A 16641-nucleotide genomic window follows, 5' to 3' on the forward strand; every position below is an offset into this window, starting at 1 on the left:
ATGCTCGACATCTCCGATCTGGTGGTGCGCCGGGGCCGCCGCACCGTCATTCACCACCTGAGCCTGGCTGTGCCGAAGGGAAAGGTCTACGCGCTGCTGGGCGGCAATGGCGCGGGCAAGACCACTACGCTGGATGTGCTGCTCGGATTGGTGACACCCGCCAGCGGTGTCGTCACGCTCGATGACATGCCGCTGCAGGACAGGCGCGTCAACACCAGCCGCATCGCCTATCTTCCCGAGATCGTGGCGCTGTATCCCTATCTCACCGGAATCGAGAACCTGCGGTATTTCTGTGCGGTGGGCGGCATCGATCTCTCGCGTGAGCAGGCCGTGGGCTTGCTCTGCGCGAACGGCCTGCATCCCGAGGCACACGGTGTGCGCGTCGCGCAGTATTCGAAAGGCATGCGGCAGAAGGTGGGCCTTGCCATCGCACTGGCAAGGCCAGCGGCACTGCTGCTGCTGGACGAGCCCACGTCGGGGCTCGATCCGGGCGCGGCCGACGAGATGGCGCAGCGTGTGCGTCGCGCTGCTGACGGCGGCATGGCTGTCCTGATGACCACGCACGACCTGCTCAATGCGAAGCAGCTTGCGGATCGCATCGGCATTCTGCGTGGCGGCGTGCTGGTGGCCGAATTCGATGTTGGCACCATCGGCATCGAAGACCTGTTCCGCGCTTACCGGGCATGCATGCGTGACAGCGTGGAGGGCCAACCATGATTCGCGCAATCGTCGTGAAGGAAATGCGGGCGCAGTGGCGTGAAGGGCGGATGCCGATGCTGTGGCTGCTGGGCGTTGGTCTCATCGGCTTGATCCTGCTGGTGTCGGTGCAACGCTGGGAGAGGTTGCAGCAGGAGATCGCGCAGGTGGAAGCGGCCACGCGCCAGCAATGGGACGAGCAGGGCGCCAACCATCCGCATCGTGCGGCGCACTTTGGTCTGTACGCGTTCCGGCCGACCTCGACGCTGTCCATCATCGAGCCGGGACTGTCCGACTATTTCGGGCAGGCGCTGTGGCTGGAACCGCATCGACGCAATGTCGGCAGATTCGAACCCGCACAGGATGCCTTGCCGTCGATCCGGTTCGGGGATGTCAGCGCCGGATTCCTGCTGGCAACGCTGCTGCCGCTGCTCGTCATCGCATTGACCTACGATATCATCGGCGCCGAGCGGCAGTCGGGCACGCTGCGTATGCTGTATGCCAATGGCATGCGGCGGCGAGCGTGGATAGCGGGCAAGATCGCCATGCCGATGCTGTGCCTTGCTAGCCTTGTGACGATGGCGATGGCCGCAGCGTTGTGGCTGACCGGATCGAGCGGGACACGTGCGGACCTCGCGCGGACGCTGACCATGGGCGCGGCCTATCTCGCCTACGCGATGGTGCTCGTGGGTATCGGTGTTGCCGTGTCGATCCGTGTGTCGGCATCGCGCGCGGCTTTGCTGGTGCTGCTGGCCTTCTGGCTGGTGACCACGGTTGCCATTCCGGCGGTGGCGGCGGGCGTAGCGGCGCGCGTGGCACCGCTGCCCACTGCGCAGTCCTTCTGGTCGGCCATCGAACGGGACTATCAGCAAGGCTTGCCCGGCGATGGTGACCTCGCAACGCGCGGGCTGCGATACGACAAGGCGTTGCTGACGCGCTATGGCGTGAGTCGGCTCGATGACTTGCCTGTGGGTGCGGCGGCGATGCGCAGGCTGGCGCGCGATGCTTACGCGGATCGCGTCCACACCTTGCATTTCGACGCGCTCTGGAAGCGGTATCAACGGCATGAAGACATGATGCGCATGGCGGCGCTGTTCAGTCCCGCGCTGGCGGTGCGCAACCTTGCCATGAAGATGGCAGGCACTGACCTCTCGCACCAGCGCCACTACGACGACGCTGCCGAGCACTATCGGCGCGTGGTCAATCGGACTATCGACGAATGGGACGTGGCGCATTCGCGCGGCATGCCTTCGTCGGATGCGCGCTACGCGGATGCTGCACTGTGGCGCGCGATTCCGCCCTTCACATATACGTCGCCGTCCGCCGCGTTCGCATGGCGGTCTGCCTTGCCCGAGATCGCGATGCTTGCCGCATGGGGCGTCATGGTGACGCTGGGCTTGGTGTGGTCGATGCGGAGGATGCGTCCATGATGTGGCTGATTGCAGAATGGCGCCGCCTGTATCGACAGCGCAGCGCGCAGATCGGCCTGTTGCTGTTCGGCGGATTGCTTTGTCTCTACGCGGTCTTGTCCGGCGCGCGGGCGGAAGATTGGCGTAGCAAGTTGCAGGCATTGGGAGACGCGGATCGCGCGGTCGTCATCGAGGCGCACACGATGGCGTCACACCATCGTCCAGCATCGCCAGAGCAGGCCGCCGGTGCCGCATTTCACTTCGCGAAGTCGTCGGCGCCGCACGCGATGCTCGCGCCATCGGGCGGACTCGCCCTGGGCAGCAGCGCGCTCGATGTGTTGCCGCCGGCCGTCAGGGTGACGGTGGAGAGCCGCCACACCAGCAGCCGTCACGACGCCACATTGGCAAATCCACTGCTGCAGCGCTATGGTGGCTTCGATCTTGCCACGGCCATCGCATTGCTGACGCCGCTAGCGATGATCGCGCTCTGTGCGGGCATCGCGCAGGGCGCGCGTGAAGCGGGCACCTGGCGGCTGACGGTGGCGCATGGGTCGGGGCAGGGAAGATGGATTGCCGCCGCCATCGTCGTGCGCGCCGCTGCGGTCTGGATGGTTGGCGCTGTGGCGTCCTCGTTCGCATTCGTACTCGATAGTGGCGCAACCCTTGGTGCTTACACTGCGTGGCTCGTGTTCCTTGTTGTCTTTGTGGCATGGTGGGCTGTCGCATGTGCAATGCTGAACCGGTTGCCCGGATCGGAAGCCACGGCTATCTTCGCGGGCCTTGGCTTGTGGGCCGTCACGACGTTTGGCGTGCCGGCGATGCTGGGTGCGAGGCTGGACCAGCAGATTCCAATCGCATCGCGCCTCGCGACAGTGGTCCAGATCCGCAACGTGCAGCAGGATGCGGAAGCGCAGATGCCTACGCTGGTGGAGGACTGGTATCGTGCGCATCCCGCATGGACACCCACTGTGCCGACGTCGCACAAATGGCCGGTGACCTTCCTGCCGCGCTATATCGACCAGGAAGCGCGTCTCGGTCCGATCATGGCCGCATTCCATGAGACACGGGCAGCGCGGTACGTTCAGGCCGAGCGATGGGCGTGGCTGTCGCCGGCGCTCTCGGCGCTATACGTTGCAGACCGGCTGGCCGGGACGGATGCGCCGCGTTACGCGCGCTTCGCCGCCGCCGTGGATGCGCATGAGACCGCCTGGCGCGCGTTCTTCGTTCCGCGTGTCATGAGCTATCGCGGCGTGTCATCCGAAGAGTACGGGCGGTTGCCCGCATTCACATGGGATGGTGAGTCGTCGGAGGGAGCGTGGCGTCTGATATGGCCGCTGCTTGGCTTCGCAGCACTGGGCAGTCTGCTGCTGGCCGGATGGCGGGGCAACAGATGGAAGGGTTGGCGCACGCGGTGATCATAATGTGTGTGGATCGACCGTGATGACCCGCATGGCATAGCCAGCGTCGCTCATCACATCGGCATGGTGTTCGTCAGAGGTGTGGCGTCATGCCATCGGACAAACTGATCCGATAGGCGCGGAATGCAGGCCAAAGCGAGGCGAGGGCGCCCGCGGCGATGATTGCTGCCAATACGGGCAACTCGCTGGCTTGCGGCCACACGACCGGTAGTGCCATGCCGAATGTCGATGCCAGCCATCCCGCCGCAAGGAACGACACGCCGGACAGCAGCAGATAGCCAGCGATCGTGCCCACCAGCATCAGGCATACCCCTTCCGCGACGAGAAGCATGAGGACATCGCGCGGACGCGCACCCATGGCGCGAAGGATGGCCAACTCGCGACGCCGTTCTCCCAACGCAGCCAGAATCGACGACATCAGGCCGGCCAGGCCTACGGCGACCACCATCCACGACATCAGCAGCAACCCTTTCTCGATCATGCCGACGGTATCCCACAGTTCGTCGAGCGCCACGCCAGGCAGCACCGCCATGAGCGGCTCCTTCTGGTCCTCGGCAATCTGTGACTGCACGGCGAAAGCGCGAGACCGCAGCTTCAATCCCACAAGTACGCCAGTCACTGTCTTCGGGGTCAGGTCGAACTTCTTGACGAGTTCCGCAGGGATGGCCATGCCCGGGATGGGCACGCCCGCTTGCCAGTCGAGGTGAATCGCCTCCATGCCAGCCAGGCCGATGTGGACTGTCCTGTCCACCGGCGTACCGGTCGGCGCAAGAATGCCGGTGACGACGAATGGCTTGTCGGCGTGCTTGAGATCGTCGCCCATGGCCTCCAGGCCGCTGCCATGGCCAAGAACGATCTTGTCTCCGAGGCGATAGCCGAGCCGACGCGCGACCTCCGCACCCAGAACGGTGTCGAAGATGCCATCCAGGCCTGGCCTGCCGTCTGCGATTCGCAATGGCTGCCTGTCACCGTATTGGTAATGGCGGAAGTAGTCCGTCGTGGTGGCGAGCACCGGAAATCCGCGATGCGAATCGCCGAGCGATATCGGGATCGTCCACGCAACAAGCGGATGGCTCGCCAGGCGTTGGGCGCTAATCCAGCTCATGTTGTTCGTGGCGCTTCCCAGCCGGAACACCGTGTACAGCATCAGTTGGGTAGGACTCCCCCTTGCGCCGACAACCAGATCCGTTCCGGAGATCGATTGAGAGAACCCTTGCCGGATCTGATGGCGTAGTCGTTCAACGCCAAGCAGCATCGCCGTGGATAGCGCGATGGCGATCACCATCAACACCAGGTTGTGGCGCCGGTTCCAGGCGCTGCGCGCTGCGAGCCCGAGTATCGTGCTCATGGACGTTCTTCCCCGGTTGCCGGCATGGTGAACTGCATGTCAAACCGGGAGGCCAGCCGCATGTCATGGCTGACGAAGACCAGACTCGCGCCCGCGGCCTCGCATTCGCGCATCAGCAACGACATGAAGGCGGACTGGCGATCGGCGTCCAATGCAGAGGTGGGCTCATCGGCCAGCACAAGGCGAGGCCGGCCAAGCAGCGCGCGTGCGGCGGCAACCCGCTGCTGCTGCCCGACCGAAAGCTGGGCCGCAGGCCGTTGCCACAGTGACGCATCCAGATTCAGCCTGCCGAGCAGCATCTCCGCCGCATCGCCAATGGTCGGCCCTTGCGCCAGCGCGCGTTCGCGGCGCTGTCGGGAGAATCGGCATCCGAGCAATACGTTGTCCTTCACGGACAGATAGGGAAGCAGATTCAGTTGCTGAAAGATGATGCCGATGTGTTCGGCACGATGCCGGTCGCGCTGCGCGGCACTCAGCTTGCGCAGCGCGGTGTGCTGCACGACGATTTCCCCCTGCTGAGGCACAAGCACCCCGGCAATGAGGTTGAGCAGCGTGCTCTTGCCGCTGCCACTCGGACCCGAGACGAACACGCGCTCGCCGGCACGCAACTCCAATGCAGGAATGGCAACGCTCGGCGCCGACTGCCCCGGCCAGCGAAACGCGACGTCCTGGATCGACAGAACAGGTTCCATGTCTTTCACTTCCGGTCACCAGGCAATGCGGGCGTTTCGTGGCGACAGGACAGTGCGACCCTGGCGCTGCGGCCAAGGATGCCAGTCGCCACGGGAATGCGTTGGAAAGTCATGCTGCGCCACGGCAAGGGGGAGAGGAGAATTCGCGATATTAATGCAACAGTGTTGCATTGTCGATCATGCCGCGAAGTCTCGGTGCTTCAACCTGGAAATGGAAGACTGCTGCGCGCGTTCGGTCAGGTGGACCGCTCTCATCACGCCAAACGGAATTCGCGCATCCTGGCAGGTAACCTGACCCCGGCATGCACTAGGCTTCTACGCAATCGGAGATGCATGAGAGGTGGAGCATGCGATGCGCGTAATGGGCAAGCTGGTATCCCTCGTCAACCGCCGGGCGTTGCGGACCGAAGGGCACGTGTTCGCGGTAACGCCCGAGCGCATTGCGTGGATGGAGGGCTTTCAGGCGTTGGTGGCGATGGCACCGATGCTCTGCGCGGCGGTGCTGCTCGACCGTTCCGAGATCGCGTTCGGCGCGGTGGCGGCGTTCTGGACTTGCCTGTGCGATCCGCAGGGTTCCACCGCCGGACGGCTGAAGGCGATGGGCATATTCATCGCGCTCGGCGCGGCCGTTCTGCCAATAGCCGCGTACAGCGCGCATTTCGGATTTGCGGCGAGCGTGGCGGCGCTGCTCGTTCTGGTATTTCTCTGCGGCCTGACGCGCTCTTACGGCCCCGTGCTGGGACCGATGCCGGCACAGGCCGGCTTGATCGCTTCGCTGGCCGTGGTCATCGGCATTGCATCCCCTGCACCGTTGTTGGGCGCACTGGTGCAGGCCGGATACTTCCTGCTCGGCTCGTTGTGGACAGTGCTGTTCTGTGTGGTGTTGTGGCCCGTGCCGTTTTCGCAGAGCGCCTGCCGGACCTTGGCATCATTGTTCGGGCGGCTCGCGGACATGGCCGGTGTCCTGCAAGACCTCGATCCCGGCACCGGGCGGGATGCCGAGCGATGGATCGCGTTCGATACGGTGTATCGGCGCGGCGTGCGGTTGTCGATCGAGCGGGGCAGGGCGCTTGCAGCGCATGACCTGCGGACCGGCGCGATCCTGGGGCCTGGGATCGACGCAGCAGGCAGGGTGTTCTCCGCGCTGATCGCCATCGGGCATTTTCGTCGGCAGACCACACGGATACCCGATCCCGATGTCGCGTCCCTGCTTGACGATCTCCATCGGCTGTTGAGCGATGTGACCCTGCAGGCCGAAGACGGGATGCCATTTCCGCCGCAGTTGGCCGCGCAGGTGGAGATCTTGCTGCAGCGCATCGATGGCCGCAACGACACGACTGCGCGGGCGGTGGCGTTTGCGGCAAAGGCAATCGGCCGCGTGGCACGCCGGGAGGCATTGGAGCCAGCGCCGACCGCAACGTCGGCAACGCCTCGCGGTTGGGGCGTGCCTGACGCCATGGTGTGGCGCCACGCCCTTCGCGTAGCCGTGGCATCCGGCCTGGCATACGTGATCGGCACAATGTTCAGCGTCACGTTTGCCTACTGGGCGGCGATTGCCGCAATCGTGGTGACACAGCCGCTCTCCGCGAACACATGGCTACGCATTGTGGAGCGCGCGGTGGGCACGTTGGTGGGTGGCTCGATGGCCGCGGTGTTGCTGGCGTCACTGTCGAGCCCTGCTGCGATGGTCATGGCCATCCTGCCGCTGGCGGCCGTGACGGTTTCACTGAGACTGGTGAATTACGGGCTGTTCGTGATCTTCCTCACGCCGATGTTCATGCTGCTCTCGGATTTCATCCATCCGTCGGGTGGACTGATTGCTGCGCGCCTGACCAATGAAATGCTCGGCGCGATGGTTGGCGTGGCCGCGAGCTTCCTGTTCTGGCCAGAAAAGGAGCGCCACGTGCTGGAGACCGCGATCAAGGCGTCGCTCTCCGCCAATATGGCGTTCGCCTCCGCCGTACTGCGTCTCGATTGTGATGACACGTCAACGCTCGACCAGCTTCAACGTGACGCCGGCCTGGCCAGCACGCGGCTGGAAGTGGCGCGTGAACGCATGCTGCTGGAAGGCTACTGGCGTTCGGCGCGTTTCGAGCGGCTGCAGCAAGTCATCGTCGCGATTCGGTCGGTCTGCGGTGCGGCGGCGGTGGTCGAGGTGTTGCGCAGTGGTTTGCCCGACGAAGCAGACCGTCAACGCGCCGCACGATACGAGGCGTTGACGGCCAGCCTGCTGGCGATGCTGGATGCGGGGCCGGGCGTGCAAGCTGCCCCGGACGCGGCGCTTTACCGTGATACGTCCGGAGACGAACTTGACCTGGCAGTCCGGCACCTCGTGACGACGCTGCCGGACCTCGTTGCCGGTCGCGCCGCGTTGGCTACTTCGCCGCGTTGAGTGCCTCGACAATGGCTTTGCCCACCGCCGCGCCGGAAGCGGGGTTCTGGCCTGTGATCAGGCGGCCATCGACAACGAGCTTCTCCTGCCAGGGCGCCACCGAAGAGAACTCGGCGCCTTCCTCGCGCAGTGCATCTTCGAGCATGAAGGGCACATCGTCCTTGGCATAACCGTTTTCTTCGGCGTTCGAGAATCCCGTCATCCGCTTGCCCTTGACGAGCGGCGTGCCGTCGTCGAGCTTGACCCCCACCAGCGCGACGGGGCCGTGGCACACCGCGGCCACGACCTTGCCGCCGTTCCATGCGCGCAGCACGGCAGCCTTCACGTCGGGATCGCTGGCGATATCGACCATCGGCCCCAGGCCGCCCGGAAAGAAGATGGCGTCGTAGTCGACCACATCGACTTCCGACAATTTGCGGCTGTGCGCCATCCGGCGGATCGCCACGCTCTTGCTGAACGCGACCTGCGACGGGTCTTTCTCGTCGTAGCCGTCAAAGGGTGGGTTGCCTCCCTTGGGCGATGCGTACTCGATGGCAATGCCAGCGGCGTCGAGTACCTCGTACGGATGCGCGACCTCGGGATAGAAGTAACCGGTGCGGCGCTTCTTCGGTCCGATCTCTGCGGCGTTGGTGAGGATGAACAGCACGTGCTTGACGGTCATGGCGGGGCTCCGTGGAATGTGCGCGGGCATTGCGCGATGCGCCGTTAAGCCTAGTCAAATTGGCGCCGGTCCGATAGCGCCTTGCGTTGACGACTTCGATGGGCTAACACCTATCAGGTTGTCCCGTCCGCAATACCTTCACGATCTGCACTGGACCCCGGCAGTGGAGCCTTCGATGACAAGCGATGCCCCCAGCACAATGACTTCGCGCCGCGAGCAGATGTATCCGCGGATCACGGAAGCCGAGATCGAGCGCATGATGCGCTTCGGCACGCCGCACACCTACGAGACCGGCGTGCACCTGCAGACAACGGGCGTGCGCACGCCCGGCATGTTCCTGATCCTGCGCGGCGTCGTCGCCATCATCCAGCGCGACGGCATGGGCAATACGCGTCCCATCGTCCAGTTCGGGCGCGGCGACTTTGCTGCCGAACTGGGTGCGATGTCCGGCAAGCCGTCGCTGGTGGATGCCGTGGCGATTGGTCGCGTGGAGGCGCTGTTGATCGCACCGCGTCAGTTGCGCGCGCTGATCGTGGCCGAGGCCGACCTTGGCGAGCGGCTGATTCGCGCGTTGATCCTGCGGCGTGTGTCGTTGATCGAATGGGCGGCAAGCGGGCCCGTGCTGATCGGTCGCACGGGTTCGGCCAATCTGTTGCGGCTCGAAGGATTCCTGCGCAGCAACGGCGAACCGTATCGCGTGCTCGATGCGCAATTCGATGCCGACGCGGCGGCGTTGATCGAGGAGTATGGGGCGGCGCCCGGAGAAGCGGTGGCCGTCTGTCCCGATGGATCGGTACTCGTCAATCCGACGGAAGCGGCACTGGCACGCTGCATGGGCATGGTGGATACCGAGGAGCGCCACGAGATTTTCGATGTTGCGGTGATCGGTGCGGGGCCGGCGGGTTTGGCGACTGCGGTGTATGCGGCATCCGAGGGGCTACACGTGGTGGTGCTGGATCGCCGCGCCTATGGCGGGCAGGCCGGTGCGAGTGCGCGCATCGAGAACTACCTGGGTTTTCCGACGGGGATATCGGGTGCGGCATTGACGGGGCGCGCGCATGTGCAGGCCGAGAAGTTCGGCGCCGAGATCCTGATACCGGCCGAGGTGCAGCGGCTCGATTGTTCGCGCTCGGCATCGGATCATGCGGTGCGATTGCAGTTGACCGATGGACGCTGGCTGCGTGCACGCACCATTGTGATTGCGAGCGGTGCGCGCTATCGTCGGCCCGCCGTGCCCACACTGTCGGACTACGAAGGCAGGGGCGTGTGGTACTGGGCTTCGGCCATCGAGGCGCGGCAATGTGCGCAAGCGGAAGTGGCGCTGGTGGGCGGCGGTAATTCGGCAGGGCAGGCTGCGGTGTTTCTGTCGCAGCATGCGTCGCGCGTGCATGTGCTGGTGCGTGGCCCCGGGCTGAAGAGCAGCATGTCGCGTTACCTGATCGATCGCATTGGTGCCGCGCGCAATATCGAAGTGCGACCTTTCACCGAGATCGTCACGCTGCACAAGGGTGACTGTAACGGCCTGATTGGTGTGACGTGGCAGGACCGCCGCTCGGGCGCCACGGAAATGAAGGCACTCAAGAACATCTTCCTGTTCGTCGGGGCCGACCCTGAAACGCAGTGGCTGGGCGATTGCGGTGTGCTCACGGATCGATCCGGGTTTGTGCTCACGGGGCCGCACGCAGAGATGCCAGGCATGGAGCGCGAGCTTGGCGCACTGGAAACCTGCGTGCCCGGCGTGTATGCAGTGGGCGATGTGCGGTCGGGATCGATCAAGCGTGTGGGCGGGGCGATTGGCGAAGGCGCGGCAGTTGTTGCGCAGATTCATCAATACCTTGCCTTGTTCAGTGATCCGGCTGCGGTGGATGAAATGCCAGCCGCGCGAACGTAGGAGCAGATATGTCCAGATTCGTTGCCTTGTGGCGCGCACTATCGATGGTGTTGCTGGCCGCTTTCGCAAGCCTTGCCAGCGCGCAGCAGCAGCCTGCGAAGACCGTGGTGCTGGTTCACGGCGCGTTTGCCGATGGTTCGTCGTGGCAGAAAGTGATACCGGAACTGCAGAAGGCGGGGCTCAGGGTCGTGGCGGTGCAGAATCCGCTCGACTCGCTGGAGAATGATGTGGCCGTGACCCGGCGCGCGATCCGCGAAGCCGATGGGCCCGTGGTGCTGGTGGGACATTCCTGGGGCGGGGTCGTCATCACGGAGGCGGGCAACGATCCGAAAGTCCGCTCGCTCGTCTACGTCGCAGCATTCGCGCCGGACACCGGACAGTCTGCACACGATATCGCCGGAAAATATCCACAGCCGCCCGGGCAGAAAACCTTCGTCAAGGATGCGGACGGCTTTCTGAAAGTCAGCGACGAAGGCGTGCGCAAGTACTTCGCCGCCGATCTCACCCCTACGGAACAGGACGTGATCGCAGCCGTGCAGGGCAGGTTTCATGTGCGCACCCTGACTGCGCCGATCAGCCAGGCGGCATGGCGCACGCGTCCGTCTTTCATGGTGGTGTCCATCAACGACACGATCATCTCGCCGCAGCTCCAGCGCGATCAGGTACAGCGCGCGAAAGCCACGGCAATTGAGGTGCCATCGAGCCACGTCGCGATGCTGTCGCATCCCAAGGCAGTCGCGGATTTGATCGCGAAGGCGGCAAAGTAGGGCGCTTCGACGTGCAACTGCGGCGCGTCGAAGCGGTATCCCATCCTCCACCCATCCCTCAGAACTTGTAGCTCACCGTTCCCAGCACGGTGCGGCGGCTGCCGTAATAGCATCCCGTCGCGGAGATGCACGTGCTGACGTAGCGGCGGTCGAACAGGTTCGTGGCGTTGACGGCCACCTTCACGCCACGAAGCTGCAGCGGCGATTTGGCAAGGTCGTAGCTGAGTGCGGCGTCGAACAGCGTGGCGGCGGGTACGCGGTAGACGTTGGCCGCATCGCCGTAGGACTTGCCGATGTAGCGCACGCCTGCGCCGATGCCGAATCCTTGCAGTGCGGTGGTGTGGAACTGGTAGTACGTCCACAGCGAGGCCTGGTGCTGCGGCACGAAGGGCAGCGCATTGCCGAGCGTGCTGGCGCCGCGTGCGTTGGCATTGGCTTTCAGCACTTCGGTGTCGGAGTACGCATAGGAGGCCACCACGTCGAGTCCGCGCGCGAGGCTCGCCTTGCCTTCGAGTTCCACACCGCGCACGCGGGCTTCGCCGCTCTGCGTGTTGTAGTTGGTGTTCAGCGGATCGGGCGTCAGGACGTTGGTCTGCCGCAGGTCGAACGCCGACAGCGTGACAAAGGCATTCACGCCCTTGGGCTGATACTTCACGCCAACTTCGGTCTGACGGCCGCGCGTGGGTTCGAACGGCGTCCCTGCGCGCCCGGTGCCGGCCTGCGGCTGAAACGATGTGGCAAAGCTGGCGTAAGGCGCGATGCCATTGTCGAACTGGTACACCACACCCGTGCGCCCCGTGAAGGCGTTGTCGCTCTGCCGGGAGTTGACGGTGTTGCCGGTCTGCGCGGTCAGCGTGTTGGTATCGCTGCCAGCCCAGTCGTAACGGCCACTGAGCAGGAAGGTCCATCGGTCGATAGCGAGGCTGTCCTGCACGTAGCCGCCCACCTGATGGCGGCTCTGGTCCACGCGCGTGCCGAGCGGCGGACGCGTGACGGGTGCGCCATAGACCGGATTGAAGACGTCGATGGCGCGCACGGCTACCAGTTGCGATTCTTCGTAGCGCGCGTCCTCGTACTGATAATCGACGCCAAGCAGCAGCGTGTGTTGCACCGGTCCCGTGCGGAAATTGGCTTCGGCCTGATTGTCGATCGAGAACACACCGCTGCGTTCCGGGAAGGCCCAGCCGTAGCGGCTTTCCGTGCGCAGGTCGGGGTTCATCGCCAGGCCCTGCACGCGCTGGGTATCGGTGTCGATGTAGCTATAGCGGGCGTTCTGACGGAACTGCCACGTCTCGTTGGCCCGATGCGCGAACTTGTAGCCGAACATCATCTGCTCGCTTTCGAACTTGTCGTAGGCGGGCTCGCCGATAAAGCGGTTGCTCGGAATGCTGCCGTTGGGGTTGGGAAGCAGCGTGCCCGCGGCCGGCAGCGCGGGTGATGCGCCGCCGCCATCGGAACGGATCTTCTGGTACTGCGCCATCAGCGTCAGCGACGTGTCCGTGCTGGGTCGCCATGTCAGGCTCGGCGCCACCATCACGCGTCGCTCGTCGATATAGTCGAACTCCGTGTTGGTATCGCGCGCGAGTGCCACCACGCGATACAGCAGCTTGCCTTCCTCGTCCACCGGGCCGGTCAGGTCGAACGCGCCCTGAGCGCGGTCATGGCTGCCGGTCTGCAACACCACCTCGCGCGAGGTCTGCGCCTGCGGCAGCTTGCTCACCAGATTCAGCAGGCCACCCGGCGAACTCTGGCCGTACAGCACGGAGGCGGGGCCTTTCAGCACTTCCACGCTTTCCAGCGCATACGGATCGATGCGGGGCTGCGAATAGCCGCGCGCGCCATAGGGCAGGCGCAGGCCGTCGAGGTAGCGCAGCGGCACGAAGCCGCGCACGGCCAGCCAGTCATAGCGCAGGTCGGTGTCGCCATACTGGTTCACCACGCCAGGTGTGTATTGCAGCGCCTGCATCACGCTCTGCACGCCCTGCTCGTCCATCTGCTCGCGGGTAACCACGTTGATGGTCTGCGGAATGTCGATCAGGGGCGTGGAGGTCTTGCCGCCACTGGTACGAAGCGGCACAACGCCGTCGGCGGCGGCTGAGCGGTCTGCGCTATCCATGCGCACCGTGACCAGCGGGAGTGTGGCGGCACCGGACTCGACCGGCGCCTGGACGATGGAGAACGTGCGCGGGCCATTGCTGACCACGCGCAGCCCGGAACCGGCCAGCATGCGGGCCAGCGCATCTTCGATCGTCAGCGTGCCACGCACGGCTGGCGCACGCAGGCCATCGGCGAGATCCGAGGCAAAGAGGATCTGGGTGTCGGACTGGCGTGCCAGCGCGGCCAGCGACTGCGAAAGCGGCTGGGCGGGAATGTCGATGGGACGCGCGGCGCCCTGTGCGATGGCACCGGCGGCCAGCATGGCGGCGAACAAGGGAACCAATGCGGCAAGCGGTCGCACGGCACGACGGGGGGCGGGGGCAGCGGTCCGCCGACGAACATTGAAAATCACGAAAACTCCTGATGGCGGGCCGATCGATTCGGCCGTTTCATGGAGTTGCCGTCTCACGTCGTGGGTTTGTACACCTTTGGGGTGAAAATTTTTTGGTGGGCTGATATTGCTACGATCACGCTCCGCTATGCGCTCTTTTTGCTCCCCTCTCCCGCAAGGCGGGAGAGGGGCTGGGGGAGAGGGCCGGCGGTGCAATCACAAACAGGTCGCAATTTGAACCGCATACCCTCTCCCCCACCCCTCTCCCACTGACATGGGAGAGGGGAGCGCATAGCCGAGGGTGATGGCCTTTACGATGCGCTCTGTTTGCACCCCTCTCCCGCTCGCGGGAGAGGGGTGCGCATAACAACGCGAGAGGGGAGCAAACAAGCGGGTGGCTTCCGAAGCTCAACGCCCCGACAAATGCACCGCCCCATCGCCCGTGCGCCGTATCGTCACCGGCAGCACACCGGGTAACAACTGCAGAATGGCGTCGACCTGTTCGCGATCGAACTCGCCAGACAGGCGCAACTGCGCGATACGCGGATCGTCGATAACGATAGGGGTGCCCGAACGCGCCTGCATTTCGGCGATGGCGTCGGCCAGCGCCACACCATCGAACGAGAACTTGTCGCGCTGCCAGGCCAATGCGCGTTCCACATCCACGGTGGCGGTGTCATGCGGCATCTGGCCGTCCGGTCCCACGTCCACGCGCTGGTTCGCGCGCAGTTGGCGGACCTGTCCGCCGGTTTCCACTTCCACGGCGCCTTCGATCACCGTGACGCGGGTACGCTGCGGTAACCGTTGCACATCGAAGATCGTGCCGATATCGCGCACGCGCGTCTGCCCTGCCGTGACGATGAACGCGCGCAGTCCATGGGCGACGGTGAATTGCGCCTCGCCGGTTTCCAGCGCCAGTTGGCGCGAACGCAGGCGCCACGTGATCTTCAGGTTCGTGCCCTTGTCGAGCGTGACCGCGCTGCCATCGGCCAGTTGCACCGTACGTGGCGCGTGCGCGTCGGCGTTGAGTTGCTCGGTGCGATAGGCGGGATCGGCCAGCCATGTCACGCCCGCGAGCAAAAAGAGTGCGGCAGCCACGCCGGCACGCGTCTTCTTCGCACGGCGGCGACGTGACGCCGCTGCGGCGGTGATGGCTTCCACGGACGGGAATCGCTCGCGCAAATCCTGCGCGAATGGCGACAACGCATCGTCCTGTTTTGAGGGGTGTTCGGGGTTTGGCGACACGGCGCGAAGGGTGCTCATGGTGAGGCGGCTGGCGGTGCGGAGTCGAGTGCAGGTGCCAGCAACGACATGGCCCGCGCCATATGACGTGCCACCATGCCGCGCGAGATGCCTAATCTTAGCGCGACTTCATGCTGCGGCAGATCGTGAAGACGGTGAAGGATGAAGACTTCCCGGCAACGTTGCGGCAGTGCGGCAATGCATCGCTCCAGGTGATCGACCATCTGCCGGTGCGCGATGTCCTCGGCCACATCGGGAGACTGCAGGTCCTCGATGCGCGAACCGTCGGCGTGTCCCGCATCGGCATGGGCCTGGCGCGTGCGCTGCGCACGATAGGCATCGATGGCCCGATGGGTGGTGACATGCCGCAGGAAAGCCAGCGGCTGCTTCACCTCGCCGGACGGCGGACGCTCCAGCAACTGCACACACACATCCTGCAAGACGTCGCGCGCAAAATGGCGGTCGCCAAAGCGACGGCGCACGTGATCGACCAGCTCGTCGTAGTGACGCAGGAGCGCAGCGAACAGCGGAGGATGAGCGGGATCGCGCAGCACGATCAGGGCGGATGACGACGGGATGAGGGCGCTGGCGAGTATAAATGATAGTGATTCGTATTTGCAAGAACGCGCGACGGCGCTGTGGTTTATTTGCCTTGGCCTGGAAAACATGGGGTGGCGGCCACCACATCGCCCGCGCAATGGCACGCGTTGCGGCAACTCGTGCCAGCCTCGCAATCATTGGCGTGCCGCATGGGCTAATCACCCGTGGCCACGTCGCGCAGGAATCGCTCAAGGATGGGGTTGAACAAGGCAGGCGACTCCAGGAATGGCGCGTGGCCGGTATCGGGCAGGCGCAGGCAGTGGCCGCCCCACAGGTTGGCGTACGCCACGCTATCGATGTAGTCGAGATTGACGAAACGATCGTTCGCGCCGTTGACCACCGCGAGCGGCACGGGCAATGACTCCACCAGAGTGCGCTGATCGATGCCCGCACCCGCACGTGCTGCTTCGAACATGGTCTTGCGTGCGCGGCCATCGGTGCGTGCGATGGCCGCGCGCAGTGCCGGCGTGAAGCTATCGCCAAAGATCGCCTCACCGAACGTATCGACATCCTCCGCCGAAAACACCTGCTGACTGCCAAGCCGCATATGGGGCGCGGGGATGAAGCCGGCCGACATGTCGCGACCCACCGGCGGCGTGCCGCAGATCATGATGCCGCGCACGCCAGCAAAGCGCGACGCCACCTCCAGTGCGATGTGTCCGCCTAGCGACCATCCCACCAGCACCACGTCGTCGATGCCAAGTTTCTCCAGCAGTTCGATCGTTGCATCGGCCAGGCCGGGGCGCGTGTACGTGCGGTCCGGATCGATGGCATTGGAGGATTCGCCGTGGCCCGGCAGGTCGAACGCGATAAATCGGTAAGGGTCCGCGACGTGGCCTTGCATCTGATTGCGGAACACTGCGCGGGATGAGGAGTTGCCGTGGATCAGCAACACGGGCAATGTGCCGTGGCCGGACTCCTCCAGCGCGATCTGTCCGTGAGAGGTCTTCATCAGGGTTTGGCGTGACATGGTCGGCACTCGCGCAAGGCAACGGTTGCGCACCATGCTAGCCCGCATGCGGGACGCAGACTTTCCC

13 protein-coding genes are annotated in these 16641 nt (G+C 64.7%); 6 read left to right on the plus strand and 7 right to left on the minus strand.

Going from position 1 to position 16641, the window contains the following annotated elements:
• The 3 genes from ABDB81_RS15655 to ABDB81_RS15665 are packed head-to-tail and all read left to right on the plus strand — an operon-like array spanning nt 1 to nt 3520.
• A complete protein-coding gene (locus ABDB81_RS15655) occupies nt 1-717 on the plus strand; it encodes an ABC transporter ATP-binding protein (protein ID WP_346811973.1) in 717 nt (238 codons plus the stop codon).
• The gene (locus ABDB81_RS15660) at nt 714-2126 is read left to right on the plus strand and encodes a DUF3526 domain-containing protein (protein ID WP_346811974.1); all 1413 of its coding nucleotides are present in this window, start codon (nt 714-716) and stop codon (nt 2124-2126) included. Before ABDB81_RS15655 ends, ABDB81_RS15660 begins: the two co-directional genes overlap by 4 nt.
• A complete protein-coding gene (locus tag ABDB81_RS15665) occupies nt 2123-3520 on the plus strand; it encodes a DUF3526 domain-containing protein (protein ID WP_346811975.1) in 1398 nt (465 codons plus the stop codon). The genes ABDB81_RS15660 and ABDB81_RS15665 overlap by 4 nt, the downstream gene beginning before the upstream one ends.
• A 76-nt stretch (nt 3521-3596) precedes the next feature.
• On the opposite strand, the gene ABDB81_RS15670 is transcribed toward ABDB81_RS15665, so the two are convergent.
• Both ABDB81_RS15670 and ABDB81_RS15675 read right to left on the minus strand, forming a co-directional pair.
• Nucleotides 3597-4871 carry an ABC transporter permease gene (locus ABDB81_RS15670; protein ID WP_346811977.1) on the minus strand — a complete coding sequence of 425 codons (1275 nt, stop codon included), beginning with the start codon at nt 4869-4871 and terminating at the stop codon, nt 3597-3599.
• Nucleotides 4868-5563, minus strand: coding sequence for an ABC transporter ATP-binding protein (locus ABDB81_RS15675; RefSeq protein WP_346811979.1), 696 nt, complete (start codon nt 5561-5563; stop codon nt 4868-4870). The genes ABDB81_RS15670 and ABDB81_RS15675 overlap by 4 nt, the downstream gene beginning before the upstream one ends.
• Before the next feature lie 352 nt (nt 5564-5915).
• Between ABDB81_RS15675 and ABDB81_RS15680 the strand changes: the two genes are divergently transcribed.
• A complete protein-coding gene (locus tag ABDB81_RS15680) occupies nt 5916-7955 on the plus strand; it encodes an FUSC family protein (protein WP_346811981.1) in 2040 nt (679 codons plus the stop codon).
• Here ABDB81_RS15680 and ABDB81_RS15685 read toward each other — a convergent pair.
• On the minus strand, nt 7939-8616 hold the full coding sequence (locus tag ABDB81_RS15685; RefSeq protein ID WP_346811983.1) for a type 1 glutamine amidotransferase domain-containing protein: 678 nt from the start codon (nt 8614-8616) through the stop codon (nt 7939-7941). The genes ABDB81_RS15680 and ABDB81_RS15685 overlap by 17 nt on opposite strands.
• 175 nt (nt 8617-8791) lie before the next feature.
• Here ABDB81_RS15685 and ABDB81_RS15690 point away from each other — a divergent pair, with 175 nt between their 5' ends.
• Together ABDB81_RS15690 and ABDB81_RS15695 are read left to right on the plus strand one after the other, a co-directional pair.
• A complete protein-coding gene (locus ABDB81_RS15690; RefSeq protein ID WP_346811985.1) occupies nt 8792-10507 on the plus strand; it encodes an FAD-dependent oxidoreductase in 1716 nt (571 codons plus the stop codon).
• A gap of 8 nt (nt 10508-10515) precedes the next feature.
• A complete protein-coding gene (locus tag ABDB81_RS15695) occupies nt 10516-11274 on the plus strand; it encodes an alpha/beta hydrolase (RefSeq protein WP_346811987.1) in 759 nt (252 codons plus the stop codon).
• Between the two features lie 58 nt (nt 11275-11332).
• Here the strand turns inward: ABDB81_RS15695 and ABDB81_RS15700 are convergent, their stop codons facing one another.
• From ABDB81_RS15700 to ABDB81_RS15715, 4 genes are all read right to left on the minus strand, one after another.
• On the minus strand, nt 11333-13783 hold the full coding sequence (locus ABDB81_RS15700) for a TonB-dependent siderophore receptor (protein WP_346811989.1): 2451 nt from the start codon (nt 13781-13783) through the stop codon (nt 11333-11335).
• 387 nt (nt 13784-14170) lie between these two features.
• A complete protein-coding gene (locus ABDB81_RS15705; RefSeq protein WP_346811991.1) occupies nt 14171-15025 on the minus strand; it encodes a FecR domain-containing protein in 855 nt (284 codons plus the stop codon).
• Nucleotides 15022-15672 carry an RNA polymerase sigma factor gene (locus ABDB81_RS15710; protein ID WP_346811993.1) on the minus strand — a complete coding sequence of 217 codons (651 nt, stop codon included), beginning with the start codon at nt 15670-15672 and terminating at the stop codon, nt 15022-15024. Before ABDB81_RS15710 ends, ABDB81_RS15705 begins: the two co-directional genes overlap by 4 nt.
• Before the next feature lie 86 nt (nt 15673-15758).
• Nucleotides 15759-16574 carry an alpha/beta hydrolase gene (locus ABDB81_RS15715; protein ID WP_346811994.1) on the minus strand — a complete coding sequence of 272 codons (816 nt, stop codon included), beginning with the start codon at nt 16572-16574 and terminating at the stop codon, nt 15759-15761.
• Between the last annotated feature and the right edge of the window lie 67 nt (nt 16575-16641).

The organism is Cupriavidus sp. DL-D2 (assembly GCF_039710735.1).
GTDB lineage: Bacteria > Pseudomonadota > Gammaproteobacteria > Burkholderiales > Burkholderiaceae > Cupriavidus.